The sequence below is a fragment of the Lysobacter sp. GCM10012299 genome (assembly GCF_042649405.1).
GTDB lineage: Bacteria > Pseudomonadota > Gammaproteobacteria > Xanthomonadales > Xanthomonadaceae > Lysobacter_J.
The window spans coordinates 813,495-828,559 of the sequence record NZ_JBHRZC010000001.1 but is presented as its reverse complement, the minus strand read 5'-3'; the positions used below and the strand labels follow the sequence as shown (position 1 = coordinate 828,559).

The following is a 15,065-nucleotide window of genomic DNA, read 5'->3' as shown; positions in this document are numbered from 1 at the left end:
GGCAGTCCGGTAAAATCCCGTCTTTCCGCGTCCCTGGACCCTTCCCATGCAACTCGATACTGTCCGCGCCATCGTCACCGGCGGCGTTTCCGGCCTCGGCCTTGCCGTCGCCCAGCACCTGGTCGCCCATGGCGCCAAGGTCGCGCTGTTCGATGTCAATGACGACAAGGGCGCTGTTGCCGTGTCCGCGCTCGGCGCCGACAAGGCCCGCTACTTCAAGACCGACGTCACCAGCGAAGCCGACGTCGCCGCCAATGTCGCCGCCGCCAGCGAATTCCTGGGCGGCCTCAACGCCACCATCAACTGCGCCGGCATCCTCGGCGCCGGTCGCGTGCTGGGCAAGGAAGGCGCGATGCCGCTGGCGCAGTTCCAGGGCACGGTGATGGTCAACCTGGTCGGCAGCTTCAACGTCGCCAAAGCCGCGGCCGCACTGATGCAGCACAACGAAGCCGGCATCGACGGCGAGCGTGGCGTGATCGTCAACACCGCGTCGGTCGCCGCCTATGAAGGCCAGATCGGCCAGGCCGCGTACTCGGCCTCGAAGGGCGGCGTGGTCGGCATGACCCTGCCGATGGCGCGCGAACTGTCGCGTTTCGGCATCCGCGTGATGACGATTGCGCCCGGCATCTTCTGGACGCCGATGGTCGACGGCATGCCCGACTCGGTGCAGCAGTCGCTGGCCGCGTCCATCCCGTTCCCGTCGCGCCTGGGCAAGCCGGAGGAGTTCGCCGACCTGGTCGCCTACATCCTCGGCAACACCTACCTCAACGGCGAGACCATCCGTCTCGACGGCGCCACGCGCCTGGCGCCGAAGTAAACCAATCAAAGGTCACGCATGAAAGCCTACGACGTAAAGAAGGGTAACGTTGTCGAGTACAACAACACCGTCTACCAGATCCGCGACATCGAACGCAGCTCGCCGCAGGGCCGCGGCGGCAACGTCAAGTTCCGCTTCACCATGTACAGCGTGCCGGGCGGCACCAAGCTCGACGTCAGCATGGGCGGCGACGACGAAGTGAAGGAAGTCGAGCTCAGCCGCCGCCAGGCGACGTTCTCGTACAAGGACGGCGACGCGTTCGTGTTCCTCGATGACGAGGACTACACCCCGTACACGCTCGACGCCGACGTCGTCGGCGACCTCGCCGGCTACATCGTGGCCGACCTGGCCGGCTGCTACGTGCAGATCATCGATGACGCACCGGTGGCGCTGCAGCTGCCGCAGAGCGTGGCGATCGAGGTGATCGAGACGCCGCCGGAACTCAAGGGCGGCACCGCGACCAAGCGCCCGAAGCCGGCGAAGTTGTCGACCGGTATCGAGATCATGGTTCCGGAATACATCGGCAACGGCGAGCGCGTGCTGGTGAACACCACGACGGGTGAGTTTGCCGGTCGCGCGGATTGACGGGTGGGGTGACGTGTCCCGGGTGCGGCCATTGGCCTTACCCGGGCTACGGGTGGGGTGATGGGCCCCGGGTGCGGCCATTGGCCTTACCCGGGCTACGGGTGGGGTGATGGGTCCCGGGTGCGGCCTTTGGCCTTACCCGGGCTACGGGTGGTAGCCCGGGTAAGCGCAGCGCACCCGGGGAGCGACGCGCATCAAGGCAACCGCACGCCACCCTCTTGCGCATGCAACTCGCGCAAACGCTGCCCCAGCAGATCGCGATTGGCCGCAATGCCATCGAGCAACGCCTGCTGCGTCGGCGTCATCAGCTCGCGAGCGCCAGCTTCCACGTCCGCGTGCAACTGCTTGAGCCGACCGCGACGCTGTTCGCCCTCGATGGCAAGCTGCTCACGCTCCCGTGCTTGCGGCAACCCGTAACCGGTTCCCTCGAGTAGCTGCGCCGGTCGGCCAAGATACGCGCCCTGCTGCAACAAGCTCTCCAGCACGGCGACCTCCGCCGGATGCTCGTCCGAGCCAAGGTACTTTCGCTTCAGCGCCTCCTGCACCTGCAACCGCTGCCGGCGCTGCGCCGCCTGCTCGAGCAGCAGCAATGCCGCACCGCTGCGAAGATCGGCGCGCGAGATCCACGGCCGGCGTTGCGCGGGATCCAGCGCCATCCAGTCCTCGACGCGCGCCTGCGGTAACCGCAATTGCAACCGCGCCACGTCGAACAGCTGCTGGAAATGCGGGCGCAACGACTCGAAGTGGTAGCCCAGGCGCAGTGCCTCGGCCGGATCATCGAACACGCTGTTGTCGGCAACGCCCGCGCGCTCCAGCCGGTGCAGCACGCCGGTGGGCGTGATGCTGCCGAGGTCGGCGGCGGCCAGGCGCGGCACGCCGTCGTGCAACAGCTTGTAGGTTTCCACCGCGCAGTTGTTGCTGAGGAAGTAATAGCGGCCGTCGTAGCTCCAGTGCAGCTGCGCCGACCGTTCCAGCAGGCCGGCGATTTCGTCAGGCGTGAGGCGCAACGGCGTCGAGCGCAAACCGCGCAGCTCGACCTTGGTGTACTCGTCGACGACCTGCGTCAGCGGCAGCACGAACAGGCGCGACGGATAGCGGCCGGTCAGGCCGCGCCAGCTCGACAGCTGCACGTCGCCGACGAACGCGCGGAACGACAGCACCAGGTGATGCGAGAGATCGAGGCGGCAATCCGGCCCGGGCACCCGCCCGGGCGCACAAACGACCAGCCGCAGCATGCTGTGGCCCCAGCGGCTCATCACCTGGTCGTTGCTGTCGGCCAGCAGGTAGTCGACCGCGTAGACGCGCCGCGGATCCAGCGCCGCCAGCGCCTGCGCGTCGCCGTCTCCGGCGTCGGCATAGACGAAGTCACGTGCACATGGGGCGCCCTCGCCCGCTGCCGCCGGTGGCGCGCCCAGTCGCTGCGCGAAGTATCGATGCAGTGCCGGGCGACGACAGGCATAGCTGCCGTCCAACAGGAAGTACTCGAGGTTGACCGCGACGAACTCCGCCGGCTTGCTCAGTTCGTAGCGATCCGGGCTGCGGTCGACGAAGCGGTTCTCGCGCCGGCCGGCCAGCTGCGTGCCGATGCGCGTTGCACGGACCTGCCAGCCGGCCAGGTCGAGCAGGCGCGGATCGCGCGACATCGGCCCGCCGGGCGCGACGCGATCGTAAAGATGCGCCAGCTCGTGCAGCACGGTCGACAGCGTGCGCTGCCGTGCGGCGGCATCGCCGGCGGCGATCGCTGTCAGCAACTCGCGATCAAGCAGGATTTCGTTGCGACCCGCATGCCCTGCCACGCCGGCGTCGAGGGCGTCGCTCCATCGCAACCGTATCGGCCGATCGAGCGCAGCCTGCATCGCGTCGGGCAAGTGCGTGCGCGCCTGCTCGAACAGTCGCCGGGTGGCGACGATCTCGGGCGTGGCGAGGCCCGCTTCGTCGAGCTGCACCTGCAGCGCGGCCCGGGCCTGTCCGGCCCAGAGCCCCAGGATCAACAGTGGCCAGGCCGCGAACCGGACCCACCGGTCGCGGCCGCAGCCAGTGTTCACAGCGCCAGGATGGCCTTTGCCAGTTCGATGTCGCTGGCCTGGCGTGCCTGCGGCACGTGCTCGCGCAGATGGCGCAGCGCGGCTTCGAGCTGGGCGCCACGGATGGCGCCATCGCTGGCGACGAAGCTGGCGGCGTCATCGCGCGCGGCCAGCACCACCTTGTCGTTGCCGGACGAAGAGTCCGAACTGGCGCTGGAAGCGGAGCTGCCGCCGGCGGAGGTGCCCGCGAAGCTGGAGGCAAACGCGGCCGGCGCCGCACCCAGCAGCGCAATGGAAAGCAGGATGGCAGGGGTTTTCATCGACGGCTCCAGGAGTTCAGCGAATCAGGGGACCGGCAAAGATTACCGGCTGTGACTGCGTTTGAAGCGCACCGCGTTCACACCGCGATAACGGATATTCACGATCGGCCGTCAACCAACGCGACGCCTGCCGCTACGGGTCGAACAGCTTGCCCGGATTGAGAACGCCGTTCGGGTCCAGCACTCGGCGAATGCCGCGCATGATCTCCACCTCGGCCTCGCTGCGCGTGCCCAGCAGGTAGAGTTTCTTGACCAGGCCGATGCCGTGCTCGGCGGAGATGCTGCCCCCGTGCCGCTCCAGCGACTGCGCCAGCAGCTTGGTGACCTGTTCGCAATGGCCGACGAACTCCGCGTCTTCCATGCCCTCGGGCTTGAGCACGTTGATGTGCAGGTTGCCGTCGCCGATGTGGCCGAACCAGACCACGTCGAACTGCGGGTACTCGCGCGCCAGCAGCGCCTGCGTCTGGGCGAGGAACTCGGGCATCGCCGAGATCCGCACCGAGACATCGTTCTTGTAGGGCCGCCAGCGCGCCAGGCTTTCGGTGATGCCCTCGCGCAGGCGCCACAGCTGCGCGGCCTGGGCATCGCTCTGGCTGATCACGCCATCGCTGACCAGCCCCTGCTCCAGGCAGAACTCGAAGGCGGCCATTGCTGCCGCCTCGCGCTGCTCGTCGCCGACCGCGAACTCGGTGACCACGTAGAACGGGTGAACCTCTTCGAACGGTTTCTGCGCGCCGTGAGCCAGCACGTGGTGCAGCGCGCGATCGGTGAAGAACTCGAACGCCTCCAGCGCCAGCCGTTCGCGGAAGGCGGCGAACACCTTCATCAGCACTTCGAACGACGGCAGCGCCAGCAGCATCACGTTGGTCGGCGGCGGCGGATCGGTCAGGCGCAAGGTGGCCTCGACGAAGATGCCGAGCGTGCCTTCCGAGCCGATCATCAGCTGGCGCAGGTCGTAGCCGCTCGAATTCTTGATCAGCGCGCGATTGAGCTCGAGCAGGTCGCCCTTGCCGGTCACCACGGCCAGCCCGGCGATCCACTCGCGGGTGTTGCCGTAGCGGATCACGCGGATGCCGCCGGCATTGGTGGCGATGTTGCCGCCGATCGAACACGAGCCGCGCGCACCGAAGTCCACCGGGTAGGCCAGGCCGTGTTCGCGGGCGGCGTTGTGCACGGCTTCCAGCGGGATGCCGGCCTGCACGGTCAGGGTGCGGTCGACGGCATTGAAGTCGAGCACGCGGTTCATCCGCTCCAGGCTCAGCACCAGCTCGCCATTGGCCGCGACCGCGCCACCCGAAAGCCCGGTGCGACCGCCCGACGGCACCACCGCAATGCCCTCTTCGTTGGCCCAGCGCAGGATCATCTGCACTTCCTCGACCGACGATGGCAATGCCACCGCCAGCGGCGCCGGCGTCCAGCGCCGGGTCCAGTCGCGGCCGTAGTGCTCCATGTCGCCCGGGTCGGTGCTCAGGCGCAGGCCGGGGGCTCGGGCAGCGAGGCGCTTCAGTGGATCGGTCATGGAGGAGTCGGTCACAAAGGCGTCAGCCGGTAGCGTGCCAGCAGTGGCACCCCGGCGCCAGTGATGCAGCGCAGCAAACCGGTCCGATTTCTGACATATTCAAACCCCATCCCCACCACCCGACACGTCGTGAGCCTGCAGACCTCGTACCCGAAGTCCGACATCCGTGTGCTGCTGCTCGAGGGCGTCGCCCCGACCGCGGTGGAGAGTTTCCGCAACGCCGGTTACTCGCAGATCCAGACCTACGACAAATCACTGCCGGCGGAACTGCTGCGCCAGGAAATCGCCGCCGCACACATCATCGGCATCCGTTCGCGCACGCAGCTGGACGCCGACGTGCTGTCGCACGCGCGCCGCCTGATCGCGATCGGCTGCTTCTGCATCGGCACCAACCAGGTCGACCTCGACACTGCCGAACTGGCGGGCATCCCGGTCTTCAACGCGCCCTACTCCAATACCCGCAGCGTTGCCGAGCTGGTGGTCGCCGAGGCGATCATGCTGATGCGCGGCATTCCGCAGAAGAATGCGCAGTGCCATCGCGGCGGCTGGTCGAAGTCGGCCGCTGGCAGCCACGAGGTGCGCGGCAAGACGCTGGGCATCGTCGGTTACGGCCACATCGGCACCCAGGTCGGCGTGATCGCCGAAGCACTGGGCATGCAGGTGATCTTCCACGACATCGAAACCAAGCTGTCGCTGGGCAACGCGCGCGCCGCCGCCGGCCTCGACGACCTGCTGTCGCGCAGCGACATCGTCACCCTGCACGTGCCGGAGACGGCCGCGACGCAGGGCATGTTCGGCGCCGCGCAGGTGGCGCGGATGAAGCCGGGTGCGCACCTGATCAACGCCTCGCGCGGCACCGTGGTCGACATCGATGCGCTGGCATCGGGCCTGGCCTCGGGCCAGGTCGGCGGCGCCGCGGTCGATGTGTTCCCGGTCGAGCCGCAGGGCAACGCCGACGCGTTCGTCTCGCCGCTGGTCGGCCTCGACAACGTCATCCTCACCCCGCACATCGGCGGCAGCACGCTCGAGGCCCAGGACAACATCGGCCTGGAAGTGGCGGCAAAGCTGATCCGCTACAGCGACAACGGCTCAACCCTGTCGGCGGTCAATTTCCCGGAAGTGACCCTGCCCGAGCACACCGGCAGCCTGCGCCTGCTGCACATCCACCGCAACGTGCCGGGCGTGCTGTCGCAGGTCAACGACGTGTTCTCGCGCCTGGGCGTCAACATCGACGGCCAGTTCCTGCGCACGCATCCCAAGGTCGGCTACGTCGTGATCGATGTCACCGCGACGCAGGCCCAGGCGGCGCTGGTTCGCGACGAACTGGCGCGCATCCCGGGGACGCTGCGGGTGCGCATCCTTTACTGATGCCCAGCAGTGCCTGGTCAGGGCGCCCTGGCCAGCCACTTGCGCGCCATGCGCTGCATCGACTCATCGCTGCCCGGGTCGGCGAGGATCTCGTCGATCCGGCGCCATGCCAGGTCGTGCGACTCGTCGCTGACGACGTAGTCTTCGCCCTGGCGGGCATGCACGACATAACGCACGTCGTAGTGCCAGTGACCGGGCACGTCGCCGCGCTCGGGAATCCAGTGGCGGTCGAGGTCGAACATCTCCGGCTCCACCTGCAAGCCGGTCAAGCCTGATTCCTCCTCCGCTTCACGCAATGCCACGCGCGCCAGGTCGCGGTCGCCATCGGCATGGCCACCCAGCTGCAGCCAGCGCTCAAGCTTGCGGTGATGCGTGAGCAGCACGCGCGTTCCGCTGCGGTCGACCAGCCACGACGAGGCGGTGAAGTGACCGATCAGGTGGATCCGTTCGAACACGGTGTCCGCCGATGCCAGGAATCCGGCGAAGTCGCGTGCGCTTTCAGCTTCCTGCGGCCATTGCGCTGCATATGCGGCCAGTGCCGCGCGCAGCGAGTCCATGGAGCTGTCGTGGTCGCTGGCGGTGTGGTCAATGTTCAACGGATCTGCCCGGCTGGAGATGCCGCCATTTTAGTTGGCGCGCCGCGCGGTTGGAGAACTTTTCCACCCGTGAACTAAGACGATTCGTATTCCGTGGCCGCGTGGCGGTGCGACAGGCTCCGCATGCACACACACGGGAACACTCATGGAAGAGTCGACGTCGCAGCCCCTGCGCAAGCGCGCAGTCCGGACTTTCCTGGCCACGGTGCTGCCCCTGGTGGCCCTGGCCACCACGGCGGCACAGGCGCAGACACCGGCCGACAGCGAGCCGGTCCGCTTCACCGGCCCGCTGGTGAGTTCCTCGCCGCCGCTGGGCAAGGGCGAGCTCAACATCGAGCCCTACCTGATCAATACGCAGACGGTGGGCTACTACGACAGTGAGGGTCATCGCCGCGACGTCGATGGGTCCGCGGACGACTGGCAGCTCTCCGTTCCGATCCAGTACGGCGCCACCGACCGGCTGTCGCTGGGCATCACGCTCAACGCCGCCTATGCGCGAGGCGTGAACTCGCAGCGGCACCTCACGGCCGGCGACACCCGACTCTCGGCGTCGTGGCTGCTCGCGCAGGGCAGCGGCAAGCACCGGTCGAAGCTGACGATCTCGGCTCGCCAGAACGTCACCACCGGACAGCATGACCGCCTCGAACTGCGACGCGTGCCCGGAACCACCGGCAGCGGCACCGATTCCACGACGCTCGCGCTGGACGGCCAGGCGTACTTCCTCCCGCGCAGCAACCTGCGTGGTCGCGCCGGCATTGCCTGGCGGCTGCCCGGCGCCGATGCCGGCCTGCACGGCCAGAGCGGTTACAGCACGCGGGCCGGTTTCGAGGGCAATGCAGAACTGGGCGACGGGGTGGCGGCCAATGTCGGCGTCGAGTACAGCATCAACCGCCACTGGGCGCTGGCAAGCGACCTTGTCTATGAGTACGAAGACACCACGCGCGTCCGCGGCCACGACGGGCTGGGCGCGGTCGACCTCACCCTGCCCTCGTCCTGGCGCGTGTCGATCGCTCCGGCCGCGGAGTACCACTGGTCCGACAACGCCGGTGTGATCCTCGGTGCACTGGTCTCGCTCGATGGCCGCAACAGCGCGGCGATCGTGTCGCCCCAGGTGGCAGTGAACCTGGTGTTCTGAGGCAACCCGGCGGTGGCCCGGCCGTGGCAACCCATGCCCCGGGCGCTGTCCGCGTATACCGCAGGGACGTGACGTTACACGCTTGCCGCTTCTTTCCCGCGTGGGTTAAGGTGGCCCGCCCCCCCACGGCCCATACGTTTCACTCGCCGCCTGAATGGGTGGCAGATCACATTTCAGGGGAATCAGATGTTCAAAAACCTCTTCATCACCAAGCCGGTGGCGCCCGCCGGGCACGTCGATGCCGGTGAGCCCGTCGAAGGCAGCCTGGAAGGCGAGGCGGTCCTCAAGCGATCGTTGACCGCCACCCAACTGGTGATGCTGGGTATCGGTGCCGTCATCGGCGCCGGCATCTTCGTGTTGTCCGGCCACGCAGCGGCCGAGCACGCCGGCCCCGCCATCGTCCTGAGCTTCATCATCGCCGGCTTCGCCTGTGCCCTCGCCGGCCTGTGCTACGCCGAGTTCGCAGCGATGATGCCGGTCTCCGGCAGCGCCTACTCCTACTCCTACGCCACGCTGGGCGAGTTCGTCGCCTGGTTCATCGGCTGGAACCTGGTGCTCGAGTACATGTTCGCCGCGTCGACCGTCGCGGTCGGCTGGTCGGGCTACCTCAACAGCTTCCTCGAATACTTCCACATGGCATTGCCGGTCTCGCTGGCAGCCGCGCCGCTCAACGTCGTCGACGGTTCCATCGTCTACACCGGCGGCCTGATCAACCTGCCGGCGGTGTTCATCGTCGCCGCGCTCAGCGGCCTGTGCTACGTCGGCATCACCCAGTCGGCGGCAGTGAACTCGGTGATCGTGGCCATCAAGGTCGTCGTCATCGTGATGTTCGTGGCCTTCGCGGCCAGCTACATCAACCCGGACAACTGGGTGCCGTTCATCCCGGAAAATGAAGGCCCGGGCAAATACGGCGTCTCCGGCATCATCCGCGGTGCGGCCGTGGTGTTCTTCGCGTACATCGGTTTCGATGCGGTCTCGACCGCGGCCGGTGAAGCCAAGAACCCGCAGCGCGACATGCCAATCGGCATCCTCGGTTCGCTGGTCATCTGCACCATCATCTACATCATCGTCGCCCTGGTGCTGACCGGCCTGCTGCCGTACCACATGCTGAGCACACCGAAGCCGGTCGCGACCGCGCTGGAAGCCTACCCGGCCCTGGGCTGGCTCAAGCTGATCGTCGAGATCGGCGCCATCGCCGGCCTGAGCTCGGTGATCCTGGTGATGCTGATGGGCCAGCCGCGCATCTTCTACTCGATGGCGAAGGACGGCCTGATGCCGCCGATCTTTGCCAAGGTGCACCCGAAGTTCCAGACGCCGTACATGGGCACGATCATCGTTGGCGTGTTCGCCTGCCTGCTGGCCGGCTTCCTGCCGATCGGCCTGCTCGGCGAGCTGGTCTCGATGGGCACCCTGCTCGCCTTCGCCACCGTCTCCATCGGCGTGCTGGTGCTGCGCAAGAGCCGCCCGGACCTGCCGCGTCCGTTCCGCGTGCCGGCAGCAGCGATCATCTGCCCGCTCGGCGCGGCCGCCTGCCTTTACCTGTTCTGGCAGCCGTTCTCCGAGCATTGGCACCTGATGACCGGCTGGACCGCGATCGGCATGGCGATCTACTTCTTCTACGGTTATCGCAACAGTAAGGTACGCAAGGCTCAGCGCTGATCCGCTGAACCACTCAAGGCCGGCGGAGACCCCGTCGGCCTTGTTCATTGAGGTTTCGCCACTTTTCAATTCCGGCCACCGGCCGGTTCGGGAATCGCCTGATGTTCGGACAACTCTGGGCCACCAAACACCCCCATGCCAGCCATGCCGATGCGCAGGGCCTGGAACTGCACCGCACCCTCGGTCCGTGGGGTCTGACGGCGCTGGGCATCGGCGCGGTGATCGGCGGCGGCATCTTCGTCATCACCGGCCAGGCCGCGGCGGACCATGCCGGCCCGGCGATCATGCTGTCGTTCGTGCTGGCGGCGATCTGCTGCACGTTCTGCGCGCTGGCCTATGCCGAGTTCGCGGCGATGGTGCCGGTCTCGGGCAGCGCCTATACCTATACCTACGCGACGCTGGGCGAACTGGCGGCGTGGTTCATCGGCTGGATGCTGGTACTTGAATACGGTGTGTCGGCGTCGGCGGTGGCGGTCAGCTGGACCGGCTACTTCCTCAGCCTGCTCGACCATTTCGGCATACACCTGCCACAGGCGTTGGTCAGTGCGCCGCTGGATGCGCAGCTCAAGCCGACCGGCGCGATCGCCAACCTGCCCGCGGCCGGCATCGTGCTGCTGCTGACGTGGCTGTGCTACGTCGGCATCCGCAAGTCGTCAGCGATGAACATGGCGATGGTGGTGCTCAAGACCGGCCTGATCCTGCTGGTGATCTTCGCCGGCTGGAAGTACATCGACCCGGCCAACTGGCATCCCTTCATCCCCGCCAACGAGGGCCCCGGCAAGTACGGCTTCGAAGGCGTGCTGCGCGGTGCGGCGCTGGTGTTCTTCGCCTACATCGGCTTCGAGGCGGTGTCGGTGGCGGCGCAGGAGTCGCACAAGCCGCAGCGCGACCTGCCGATCGGCATGCTGCTGTCGCTGGCGATCTGCACGGTGCTCTACATCGCCATGGCCGCAGTCATGACGGGACTGGTGCCGTTCGCGCAGCTGGGCACCGATGAGCCGGTGGTGACTGCCGTCGCGGCGCATCCGGAGCTGGGCTGGCTGCGCGTGGTGGTCGAGATCGGTGCGTTGATCGGCCTGTCGTCGGTGGTGCTGGTGATGATCATCGGGCAGCCGCGCATCTTCATGATCATGGCGCGCGACGGCCTGCTGCCGCCGCTGTTCACGAAGATCCATCCGGAGTACCGCACGCCGCACATCAACACGGTGATCACGGGCATCGGCATCGCGATCCTGGCGGCGCTGTTCCCGCTCGATGTGCTCGGTGAGCTGACCTCGATGGGCACGCTGATCGCGTTCGCGGCGGTCTGCGGTGGCGTGCTGATCCTGCGCCGCACGCAGCCGGACCTGCCGCGTCCGTTCCGCATTCCGTTCGCGTGGGGCGTGTGCATCGCCGGCATCCTCAGCTGCCTGGCGCTGCTGTCGACGATGACGGCGCACAACTGGTTCCTGATGGTGGTCTGGACGGCGGTCGGGTTCCTGATCTACTTCCTCTACGGCTACAAGCACAGCAAGCTCAAAAAGGGCTGATGTGCAAATAAAAGGGCGCCAATCGGCGCCCTTTTCATTTGGCTGTGCGTCGCGACCTACAGCGCGTCGATATCGCCCAGGGCGCGGATCAATTTGCGCGCACGCTTGTCCGGCTTCGTCTCCGGGGCGCGGTAGCCGTTGCGCTCAGCGATGCGCTGGGCGCGCAGCTGCTCGCGCGCGAGGCGTGAGGCTTCGCTCTCGGCGTACAGGGTCTGTGCGGTGCTGGCGGGGCCGCGGGTGTCGCTGAGCGCGAGCACGCTGATCTCGAAAGTTTCCTCGCCGCGCGCCACGCGCAACGCGTCGCCCACGCGCACCACCCGCGAGGCCTTCGCACGTTGGCCGCCGACATCGACCTTGCCGGTCTCCACGGCCTGCTTGGCCAGGCTGCGGGTCTTGTAGAAGCGCGCGGCCCACAGCCACACGTCCAGTCGCACTGCCTGCATCGGTACCGGTTGTTCGGTCACTGCGTTGTCCAGCCTCGCGGCCATTGCATCGGCCACTGCATTATCGCCGAACCGGGGCCCGGGCGCGCCTGCGCAAAGGCATACAGCCACGTCGCGCCACGGGTGCTACCTTGCCGCCCTCACCTGCGCAGGACTCGCGATGCCGCCCAGACAGCACAACCTCACCGAGGGCCCGATCGGCCGCAACCTGCTGGCGTTCGCGCTGCCGATCCTCGCCGGCAACGTCGCGCAGTCCCTCAATGGCTCGGTGAACGCGGTCTGGGTCGGGCGCTTCCTCGGCGAGGAGGCGCTGACCGCCACGGCCAACGCCAACAACATCATGTTCTTCCTGATCGGGTCGGTGTTCGGCTTCGGCATGGCGGCGACCATCCTGATCGCCCAGGCGATCGGTGCGCGCGACATCACCCAGGCGCGGCGCGTGATGGGCACCAGCGCGACCTTCTTCGTCGGCCTGTCGGTGGTGATCGCGGCGCTGGGCTTCTGGCTGTCGCGCTACCTGCTGGCGGCCATGGGCACGCCGATGGCATCGCTGCAGTTCGCCGAGGATTACCTGCAGGTGATCTTCCTGGCGATGCCGATCCTGTACACGTTCGCCTTCATCTCCGCGGCCCTGCGCGGTGCCGGCGATTCGCGCACGCCGTTCCGGTTCCTGCTGGTGTCGGTGCTGCTCGACATCGCCTTCAACCCGCTGCTGATCTTCGGCCTGGGCCCGTTCCCGAAGCTCGGCATCGCCGGCTCGGCCTGGTCGACGCTGTTGGCGCAGGGGCTCACCCTGGTCGCCCTGCTGCTGTACCTGCGCCACCGCAAGCATCCGCTGTGGCTGGGCCGGCACGACGCGCACATGTTCAAGATCGACCTGACCATCCTGCGCGCGCTCGTGGTCAAGGGCGTGCCGATGGGGCTGCAGATGGTGCTGATCTCGCTGGCCATGATCGCGATGATCACCATGGTCAACCACTACGGCACCGACACCACGGCCGCCTACGGCGCGGCGCTGCAGCTGTGGACGTACGTGCAGATGCCGGCGATGGCGATTGGTGCGGCGTGCTCGTCGATGGCCGCGCAGAACGTCGGTGCGAACCGCTGGGATCGCGTCTCGGCCACCGCCAAGGCCGGCGTGCTGTTCAACTTCCTGCTGACCGGGGCGATCATCGCGCCGCTGATCCTGCTCGACCGCTGGACGCTGGCGCTGTTCCTGCCCGAAGGCAGCGGCGCACTGGAGATCGCGCGCCACCTCAACCATATCTCGGTGTGGTCGTTCCTGTTCTTCGGCGTCACGTTCGTCGTGTCTGGCGTGGTCCGCTCGACCGGCGCGGTCATTCCGCCGCTGCTGATCCTGGCGCTGGCGCTGTGGGGCATCCGCGTGCCATTCGCGAACCTGCTGCAGCCGACGATGGGCGAGGATGCGATCTGGTGGAGCTTCCCGGTCAGTGCGTTCTGCTCGATGCTGATGGCGCTGTCGTATTACCGCTGGGGCAACTGGCGCAAGGCACGGATGCTGGCGCCTGATCCGCACGAGGTCGCAGTGCCCGCGGAAGTGCCGGCCACGCCGCCGTCGCCGGTGGCGGACCCGAGTGCCGAGACCGACGAAGACGTCGCCACCGGCCTGGTGTTGGCCGAGGACGCCAAAAAGTCCTGACCAGCCGTAGCCCGGGTAAGCGCAGCGCACCCGGGACCCCCGTGCGCGTGGAACCCGGGTGCGCTGCGCTTACCCGGGCTACGGGGTGACGCCTACTTCGGCGAGGCGCTGGCGCAGGCGGTCGAGGTGGCTGCCGGGCCAGTAGACCTGGTTGCATGCGCTGCACTGGCTCATCGAGTCGTGGCGGCATCCGGTCTGCTCGCGCAACCGGTCTGCGGCATCGTCGTGCAGCAGTTCCACTCGTCCATTGCAGCGCGCGCAGCGCGTGAACGGCGCGATGCGCGCGTCCAGCTGGAAGCGGTCGCAGACCTCACGCAGCTGCCGGCGCGGATCGGTCGCGTGCAGGAAGGCGCCGTGCGTCAGTGCGGAGCGCTTGAGCAATCCCTTGTCGCGACTGAGCAGTGTGCGCCGCTGTGCGCGCGAGATCGCCAGCAGCTCATCGTCGTCGTAGTCGTTGCGGTAGAGCGTGTCGAAGCCGAGCAGCCGCAGGTAGGCCGCCAGCCGCCCCAGGTGGACGTCGAGCACGAAGCGCGGTTCGCGCAGGGGTTTCGGGCGCAGCCGGCAGGCATCGCCGAGTTCGAACCGCTCGAACATCGGATACACCGCTACGCGCTCGCCGCCATGCAGGCGATGGGCGAAGCCGACCGGTGCGCCATCGACCAGGATCAGGTCGACTTCGGTGTGCGGCACACCGAGCGATTCGATGCGGTCCTTCACCGTGGGCGTGCCATCGAAGGCATGCACGAAGCTGCGCTTCCTGCGCTCGGGTGCGAGGAAGTCGCACAGCTCCTCGTAGAAGCGGAATTCGCATTGGCGAAGCAGGCTCGCCAAGGTGTGCTCCCAGGGCACGGCCGCAGCGGTCGCGACTGCGAGCGTACGCCCATTTGCGAGGGCACCAATGCAAACGGCCGCCCTGGGGCGGCCGTTGCAGTTCGCGGCAGACTGGAAGCCTGCGCGGATTCTCGAGCCCGATTACTCGGACTTGGCGTACGCCGCGAGATCTTCCTTGATGCGGGCCTTCTTGCCCTTGAGACCGCGCAGGTAGTACAGCTTGCCGGCGCGGACCTTGCCGCGGCGCTTCACGTCGACCGAAGCGATCGTGGCGCTGTGGGTCTGGAAGACGCGCTCGACGCCGAAGCCGTGCGAGATCTTGCGGACGGTGAACGACGAGTTCAGGCCGGCGTTCTTGATCGCGATGACCACGCCTTCATAGGCCTGGACGCGCTCGCGGTTGCCTTCCTTGACCTTGACGTTGACGACGATGGTGTCGCCCTGGCTGAAGTCGGGCAGCTGACGCTGGATCTGCTCGGCTTCGAAATTCTGGAGAAGCGTATGGATCGACGGATTGTTCATGGCTTTGGCCTGTTTGATTCGTTATAGCGCGAGTGCACGTGGACCCGCGTCTGGCAG

General features: G+C 67.3%; 14 protein-coding genes. 7 read left to right on the top strand and 7 right to left on the bottom strand.

What is annotated here, in order from left to right:
• The first annotated feature begins 46 nt into the window (after window positions 1–46).
• Together ACFOPO_RS03960 and yeiP are read left to right on the top strand one after the other, a co-directional pair.
• A complete protein-coding gene (locus ACFOPO_RS03960; RefSeq protein WP_386701050.1) occupies window positions 47–817 on the top strand; it encodes an SDR family NAD(P)-dependent oxidoreductase in 771 nt (256 codons plus the stop codon).
• Between the two features lie 18 nt (window positions 818–835).
• Window positions 836–1,402 carry an elongation factor P-like protein YeiP gene (gene yeiP, locus ACFOPO_RS03955; protein ID WP_386701048.1) on the top strand — a complete coding sequence of 189 codons (567 nt, stop codon included), beginning with the start codon at window positions 836–838 and terminating at the stop codon, window positions 1,400–1,402.
• Window positions 1,403–1,596: 194 nt separating this feature from the next.
• Here the strand turns inward: yeiP and ACFOPO_RS03950 are convergent, their stop codons facing one another.
• The 3 genes from ACFOPO_RS03950 to ACFOPO_RS03940 form a co-directional block, all read right to left on the bottom strand.
• Window positions 1,597–3,393, bottom strand: a complete 1,797-nt coding sequence (locus tag ACFOPO_RS03950; RefSeq protein ID WP_386701046.1) for a DUF4105 domain-containing protein — start codon at window positions 3,391–3,393, stop codon at window positions 1,597–1,599.
• A 50-nt stretch (window positions 3,394–3,443) separates the two neighbouring features.
• A complete protein-coding gene (locus tag ACFOPO_RS03945) occupies window positions 3,444–3,746 on the bottom strand; it encodes a DUF2388 domain-containing protein (protein ID WP_386701044.1) in 303 nt (100 codons plus the stop codon).
• 133 nt (window positions 3,747–3,879) lie between these two features.
• Window positions 3,880–5,265 (bottom strand): FAD-binding oxidoreductase, encoded by a 1,386-nt coding sequence (locus tag ACFOPO_RS03940; protein ID WP_386701042.1) that lies wholly within the window; start codon window positions 5,263–5,265, stop codon window positions 3,880–3,882.
• 129 nt (window positions 5,266–5,394) lie between these two features.
• Between ACFOPO_RS03940 and serA the strand changes: the two genes are divergently transcribed.
• The gene (gene serA, locus ACFOPO_RS03935; protein ID WP_386701040.1) at window positions 5,395–6,633 is read left to right on the top strand and encodes a phosphoglycerate dehydrogenase; all 1,239 of its coding nucleotides are present in this window, start codon (window positions 5,395–5,397) and stop codon (window positions 6,631–6,633) included.
• A gap of 17 nt (window positions 6,634–6,650) precedes the next feature.
• On the opposite strand, the gene ACFOPO_RS03930 is transcribed toward serA, so the two are convergent.
• On the bottom strand, window positions 6,651–7,190 hold the full coding sequence (locus ACFOPO_RS03930) for an NUDIX hydrolase (RefSeq protein ID WP_386701283.1): 540 nt from the start codon (window positions 7,188–7,190) through the stop codon (window positions 6,651–6,653).
• A 184-nt stretch (window positions 7,191–7,374) separates the two neighbouring features.
• On the opposite strand from ACFOPO_RS03930, the gene ACFOPO_RS03925 reads away from it, so the two are divergent.
• From ACFOPO_RS03925 to ACFOPO_RS03915, 3 genes are all read left to right on the top strand, one after another.
• On the top strand, window positions 7,375–8,364 hold the full coding sequence (locus tag ACFOPO_RS03925) for a hypothetical protein (protein WP_386701037.1): 990 nt from the start codon (window positions 7,375–7,377) through the stop codon (window positions 8,362–8,364).
• A gap of 186 nt (window positions 8,365–8,550) precedes the next feature.
• Window positions 8,551–10,023, top strand: coding sequence for an amino acid permease (locus ACFOPO_RS03920; RefSeq protein WP_386701035.1), 1,473 nt, complete (start codon window positions 8,551–8,553; stop codon window positions 10,021–10,023).
• A 101-nt stretch (window positions 10,024–10,124) separates the two neighbouring features.
• Complete coding sequence (locus ACFOPO_RS03915; protein ID WP_386701033.1) at window positions 10,125–11,552, top strand: amino acid permease; 1,428 nt, start codon at window positions 10,125–10,127, stop codon at window positions 11,550–11,552.
• Window positions 11,553–11,608: 56 nt separating this feature from the next.
• Here ACFOPO_RS03915 and ACFOPO_RS03910 read toward each other — a convergent pair whose 3' ends face one another.
• On the bottom strand, window positions 11,609–11,995 hold the full coding sequence (locus ACFOPO_RS03910; protein WP_386701281.1) for an RNA-binding S4 domain-containing protein: 387 nt from the start codon (window positions 11,993–11,995) through the stop codon (window positions 11,609–11,611).
• A gap of 160 nt (window positions 11,996–12,155) precedes the next feature.
• Here ACFOPO_RS03910 and ACFOPO_RS03905 point away from each other — a divergent pair, with 160 nt between their 5' ends.
• On the top strand, window positions 12,156–13,655 hold the full coding sequence (locus tag ACFOPO_RS03905; RefSeq protein WP_386701031.1) for an MATE family efflux transporter: 1,500 nt from the start codon (window positions 12,156–12,158) through the stop codon (window positions 13,653–13,655).
• Window positions 13,656–13,733: 78 nt separating this feature from the next.
• Here the strand turns inward: ACFOPO_RS03905 and ACFOPO_RS03900 are convergent, their stop codons facing one another.
• Both ACFOPO_RS03900 and rplS read right to left on the bottom strand, forming a co-directional pair.
• The gene (locus ACFOPO_RS03900) at window positions 13,734–14,486 is read right to left on the bottom strand and encodes a Mut7-C RNAse domain-containing protein (protein ID WP_386701029.1); all 753 of its coding nucleotides are present in this window, start codon (window positions 14,484–14,486) and stop codon (window positions 13,734–13,736) included.
• A gap of 141 nt (window positions 14,487–14,627) precedes the next feature.
• A complete protein-coding gene (gene rplS / locus ACFOPO_RS03895; protein WP_386701027.1) occupies window positions 14,628–15,008 on the bottom strand; it encodes a 50S ribosomal protein L19 in 381 nt (126 codons plus the stop codon).
• Between the last annotated feature and the right edge of the window lie 57 nt (window positions 15,009–15,065).

Bases quoted from the DNA above. Each gene is read 5' to 3' on its own strand.
- ACFOPO_RS03960 (WP_386701050.1), top strand. From the start codon at position 47: ATGCAACTCGATACTGTCCGCGCCATCGTCACCGGCGGCGTTTCCGGC.
- yeiP (WP_386701048.1), top strand. From the start codon at position 836: ATGAAAGCCTACGACGTAAAGAAGGGTAACGTTGTCGAGTACAACAAC.
- ACFOPO_RS03945 (WP_386701044.1), bottom strand. From the start codon at position 3,746: ATGAAAACCCCTGCCATCCTGCTTTCCATTGCGCTGCTGGGTGCGGCG.
- ACFOPO_RS03940 (WP_386701042.1), bottom strand. From the start codon at position 5,265: ATGACCGATCCACTGAAGCGCCTCGCTGCCCGAGCCCCCGGCCTGCGC.
- ACFOPO_RS03930 (WP_386701283.1), bottom strand. From the start codon at position 7,190: ATGGACTCGCTGCGCGCGGCACTGGCCGCATATGCAGCGCAATGGCCG.
- ACFOPO_RS03925 (WP_386701037.1), top strand. From the start codon at position 7,375: ATGGAAGAGTCGACGTCGCAGCCCCTGCGCAAGCGCGCAGTCCGGACT.
- ACFOPO_RS03920 (WP_386701035.1), top strand. From the start codon at position 8,551: ATGTTCAAAAACCTCTTCATCACCAAGCCGGTGGCGCCCGCCGGGCAC.
- ACFOPO_RS03915 (WP_386701033.1), top strand. From the start codon at position 10,125: ATGTTCGGACAACTCTGGGCCACCAAACACCCCCATGCCAGCCATGCC.
- ACFOPO_RS03910 (WP_386701281.1), bottom strand. From the start codon at position 11,995: ATGCAGGCAGTGCGACTGGACGTGTGGCTGTGGGCCGCGCGCTTCTAC.
- ACFOPO_RS03905 (WP_386701031.1), top strand. From the start codon at position 12,156: ATGCCGCCCAGACAGCACAACCTCACCGAGGGCCCGATCGGCCGCAAC.
- rplS (WP_386701027.1), bottom strand. From the start codon at position 15,008: ATGAACAATCCGTCGATCCATACGCTTCTCCAGAATTTCGAAGCCGAG.